The organism is Frankia nepalensis (genome assembly GCF_016786325.1).
GTDB classification, from domain to species: domain Bacteria; phylum Actinomycetota; class Actinomycetes; order Frankiales; family Frankiaceae; genus Pseudofrankia; species Pseudofrankia nepalensis.
In genome coordinates this window covers 1-4,702 of record NZ_JADWYU010000287.1, presented here as the reverse complement: position 1 = coordinate 4,702, position 4,702 = coordinate 1, and the positions used below count along the sequence as shown (strand labels likewise).

Genomic DNA, 4,702 nt, shown 5'->3' with positions numbered 1-4,702 from the left:
CCGACGAGCTCGGCGTGGGGGCGGGCGGCGAGGGCGCCCGCCTGGCGCGCCGGCGGGGCCGGCGGACCGGGCCGAGGGGCGGGCGGCGCGGGGGCCGGCCCGGTCGCGACCGGGCCGAGGTCGAGACAAGCCAGGTCGAACAGGCGCGGGTCGGCGGTGTCGCCGACGGTCACGTGGCGCAGCGCGACGCGTTCGAGCACCCGGCCCTCGTAGAAGGCGGTGAGCTCGACGACGACGCCGGTCTCGTCGTCGACGACGAGGTCGAACCGCTGCGTGCCCTCGGCGAAGCCGGCGAGCGCCGGGGGGTGCGCGCGCGGCACGGCGGCAAGCCTGGTCGACGGCCGGCCGCCCACGTGGATCTGGGCGACCAGCCGGGGACGCAGCCACGACAGCAGCAGCCAGGGGCGGACCAGCAGCTGCTCGCGGGCCGCGATGCCGGGCCGGCGCAGCTGCCCCGGGCGGGGCCGCGGCGCGCCGATGGTGCCGGTGCCACTGACCTCCTCGCCGCGCCGGCGGCGCCAGTGCTCGCCGGCGACCACGGTGACCTCGTCCTCGTCGGGCCATTCGACCCGCAGCATCCCGGCGGCGGCGAGCAGCCGGCCCCGGCGCACCACCGGATCAGTGGCATCCTCGCCGTGGGCCGGCGGTGCCGGGGCGGGGACGAACGCGGCGGCGGAGACAAGCGACGAGGCCCCGCCGACGCCCGACCCGTCCCCCGGGCCCGGTAGCTCGAGGTCGGGTGAGACCGAGCGGCGGGCGTCCGCCGCGGTGCCCGGATCGTGGCGATGCACCAGTTCGGCGTGGACGGACGGCCACCGCTCCCCGCAGGTGACCATCGCCTCGAGCACCTCGCCGAGCGACCTCATGTCGCGATGTTGACACAGAACGCGATCGGCTGTTCGTTCTTTGTTCACGCACACGCCACGGGTCGCGTCGCGGGGCGCTCAGTCGGCCGGAACGAGGCGGACCTGCATCTCCTTGACGCCGTTGATGAAGTTCGAGCGCAGCCGGCGAGGCTCGGCGGTGGGCACGACCTGGGCGACCCGGCGGGCCAGCGCCCGGTACATGATCTCGATCTCCAGCAGGGCGAGGTGGCGGCCCAGGCAGAAGTGCGGGCCGCCGCCGCCGAAGCCGACGTGCGGGTTCGGGTCCCGGCCGATGTCGAACGCGTGCGGGTTCTCGAACACCTCGTCGTCGAAGTTGGCCGACGTGTAGTACATGAGGACCTTGTCGTTCTCCCGGATGAGCTGGCCGCCGAGCTCCACGTCGCGGGTGGCCGTGCGCCGGAAGGCCATCACCGGGCTGACCCAGCGGACCATCTCGTCGGCCGCCCTGCGGGCCATCCTCGCGGGGTCGGCGCGCAGCCGCTCCCACTGCTCCGGGTTGTCGATCAGCGCCTGCATGCCCCCGGAGATGGCGTTCCGGGTTGTCTCGTTGCCCGCGACGATGAGCAGGATGAAGAACAGGTCGAACTCCAGCTCGGTCAGCTCGAGGCCGTTCTCGTCCGGGGTGACCAGTTTGCTGACGATGTCGTCGACCGGGCAGGCGCGCTTGGTCCGGCCGAGCTCGTTGGCGTACGCGTAGGCCTCCGCCGCGGCGACGACCCCCTCGTCGGGGGCCGGTGACAGGTCGGGGTCGTCGGCCGCGAGCATCCGGTTCGACCACTCGAAGAGCTTGTAGCGGTCCTCGTGCGGGACGCCCATGAGCTCGGCGATGACGACGAGCGGCAGTTCGGCGGCGCACATCGTCACGAAGTCGCCGGAGCCGGTGGCCAGCGCCTTGTCCACGATCACGTCACAGGCGGCCTCGATCTTGCCAGCGAGCCGGGCGGCCGAGCGGGGCGTGAAGCCGCGGTTGAGCAGGCCGCGCAGCCGGGTGTGGTCCGGCGGGTCCATGTTGACCATCATCAGCTGCTGCTCGGCCAGCGACTGCGGCGTCTGCTCGTTGAGGAAGCAGGTCTGGCGGTGCGAGGAGAAGATCTCCGGGTTGCGGGAGACGAACGTGACGTCCGCGTGCCGGGTCACCGTCCAGAACCCCCGCGGCTGCTCGTGGTCCGGGTGGTGGAACACCGGCGACTGGGCGCGCAGCACGGCGAACTGCTCGTGCGGGACGCCGGCTACGTACACCTCGGGGTCGTAGACGTCGATGCTGTCGAGGCTGATCTGCGGTGCCATGGGGACCTCCGGGTGCGGCGGCGGAGAGGTTGGCGCGGCTACGAGGGGACGCGGCGACGGGGCGGGAGCAGCCCGGCAGTGCGCGGTACGCGTGGCGGCCGGTTCGGCGCTCCCGCCCTCCCCATGGCCGCCACTAGAACACGTTCCTGCCATGAGACCTGACGAGACGTCAGATCGCAAGACCTACGGGCCTTCCAGTTAAGGCCAAGTTTGTAAAGCTGCCAACCCCTATGGGTTTGCCAACGGTGGGCAAGTATGTAAAGCCGCTGGCCAGCGGTCCGCCCGCCAGGAACGACCATCGCCGAGGCCCGCGCCCAGGCGGTCCTGGGGCGCGGGCCTCGGCGATGGCGAGCGAGGATCAGGCTCGGGTCAGCGCGGTTCGGCGGCTCAGCGCAGCTCGTCGACGTACGCGTCGGTGCCCGGGATGGTCGGGAGGAACGGCGCGACCAGCTCGAGCCGGCCGGCGCCGCCCGCCGCGGCCTGCTCGGCCGCCCCGGCGAACGCGTCCTCCCACACCGACCGCGGGTCGGCCTCCAGGAACCACAGGACGGTCACGCGCCGGTCGAGCCCCTCGACCTGCTTGACATAGGACATCCGGTTCTCCGGCAGCGGCAGCGGGGTGAAGTACAGGCCCATCGCGACGCCCGGCACCGCGAGCACCCGCGGCGCCCGCTCGGCGCGCAGCCAGTCGAGCACGCCGGCCACCCCCGCCCCGCCCGGCTCGGCCGCCTCGGCGGGGGCGTCGACGACCTCCACGACCAGGCCCTGGTACGGGTAGTCGAGGGCGTGGATGTCGCGGGGGCGGGCGGGGCCGTCGGGGCTCGGCGCGTCCCGGTAGGAGACCCCGAGGTAGCGCTGGAACGCCGTGAAGACGTGGTCGCGGTCCAGGTAGACCCGGCCGTCCGGGAGCAGGCGCTGGTTGGTGGCCACCGTCCAGCGCATGTGGTCCTCCTGGCGGCCCTTCGTGATCCAGTAGACCGCGATGTACGGGCCCAGGGTCACCGGCTGGGCGATCACCGAGTCGAGCGGGCGGCGCAGCAGCTGCAGCTCCCGGGGCGCCACCCAGCGCCGGCCGGTGAACATCCACGGCATCGCCATCGCGCCGCCGTAGAAGTGGTCGTCCTCGTACCAGCGGTTGTAGGCCCGCTCGTGGCCGGGCCGCGGCTCGACCATCGTGATCAGCGCCGAGCCGATCTCGACCGGGTACGGCCCGACCGAGGGCAGCCGGGAGTAGGCCTCGTCCGGCTCGGCCCACGCGACCGGCGCGTCCGGGTCGGTCGGGACCGTCGTCGGCCGGCCCGCCGGCACGGCGTCGGTCGGGGTGGGCTCGCTGGTCGTCGTCATCGCGGCCGCCTCTCTCGTCGCGGGATTCCATCGCGACCGGCCGGGCCGTGGCCGGGCAGGTCGCAAGCGGGGGAAGCGTAGGCCAGGGCGGCGACCCGAATCTGTCGACCCGTCAGAAAATCTTCTACACTCCGGGCCCGTGACCTCGACCGACCCCCAGCCGGCGCCCGGCGCGCTGGCCTATGGCCTCCAGCTGCCCGTCCAGGCGCAGAGCGCCCTGTTCACCGAGCCGTGGGAGCGCGCCGCGGGCCCGGCGGAGCTGGCCGCCGTCGCGGCCGCCGCCGACGCGGCCGGCTTCGACTACGTCGGGGTGTGCGACCACGTCGCGATCCCCCAGCGGCTCGCCGCCGCGATGAGCACCGTCTGGTACGACACCGTCGCGACGCTGGGCTGGCTGGCCGCCCAGACGACGCGGACCCGGCTGCTCTCGCACGTCTTCAACGTCACCTACCGTCACCCCCTGCTGACCTCGAAGGCGTTCGCCACCCTGGACGCCCTGTCCGGCGGCCGGGTCGTCCTGGGCGTCGGCGCCGGGCACGTCCCCGAGGAGTTCGCGGCCCTCGGCGTGGACTTCCACCAGCGCGGCCAGCTGCTCGACGACAGCCTGGCGGGCATCGACGCGGCGCTGCGCGACGAGTTCGCCCTGACCGACCCGGCCGGCGGCGGCCTGGGGCAGGCGCCCCGGCCGGTCCAGTCGCCCCGGCCGCCGATCTGGGTCGGCGGGTCGTCGCCGGCCGCGGTGCGCCGGGCGGCCCGCTACGAGGGCTGGCTGCCGCAGGGCACCCCACGCGAGGGGATGCGCCCGCTGGTGGAGCTGTTCGCCAGGGAACGCGCGGCGGCCGGGATCGAGACGCCGGCGGCGGTCGGGACCGTCACCGAGTGGCTCTACGTCGGCGACCCCGGCTGGGACGTGAACCGGCCGTGCGTCGCCGCGCCGCCGGAGAAGCTGGCCGAGAACCTGCGCGAGTACGCCGCCCTCGGCGTCACCCACCTGCAGGTCCGCTTCCCCAGCCGCTCCCTGACCGAGCTCACCGACCAGCTCACGGCCTTCGGCGCCGAGGTCGGGCCGCTGCTCGGTGGCTGACGTGGGCGGTGGGGGGGGGGGGGGGGGGGGGGGGGGGGGCCGCGCCCCCCCCCCCCCCCCCCCCCCCCCCCCCCCCCGCGCCGGGGGGGGGGGGGGCCGC

The 4,702-nt window shown here is 74.6% G+C and carries 3 protein-coding genes and 1 pseudogene; 1 reads left to right on the top strand and 3 read right to left on the bottom strand.

Annotation, left to right across the window (positions count from 1 at the left end; all coding sequences use genetic code 11):
- The 3 genes and pseudogenes from I6A81_RS40455 to I6A81_RS40445 form a co-directional block, all read right to left on the bottom strand.
- A pseudogene (locus I6A81_RS40455) lies at nt 1-866 on the bottom strand (hypothetical protein); the annotation flags it as partial.
- Nucleotides 867-944: 78 nt separating this feature from the next.
- Nucleotides 945-2,174, bottom strand: a complete 1,230-nt coding sequence (locus I6A81_RS40450; RefSeq protein WP_203007543.1) for a cytochrome P450 — start codon at nt 2,172-2,174, stop codon at nt 945-947.
- A 387-nt stretch (nt 2,175-2,561) separates the two neighbouring features.
- Nucleotides 2,562-3,518: a hypothetical protein gene (locus I6A81_RS40445; protein WP_203007544.1), complete on the bottom strand. Its 957-nt coding sequence runs from the start codon at nt 3,516-3,518 to the stop codon at nt 2,562-2,564.
- Between the two features lie 139 nt (nt 3,519-3,657).
- Between I6A81_RS40445 and I6A81_RS40440 the strand changes: the two genes are divergently transcribed.
- On the top strand, nt 3,658-4,602 hold the full coding sequence (locus I6A81_RS40440) for a TIGR03619 family F420-dependent LLM class oxidoreductase (RefSeq protein ID WP_203007545.1): 945 nt from the start codon (nt 3,658-3,660) through the stop codon (nt 4,600-4,602).
- The last annotated feature ends 100 nt before the right edge of the window (nt 4,603-4,702 follow it).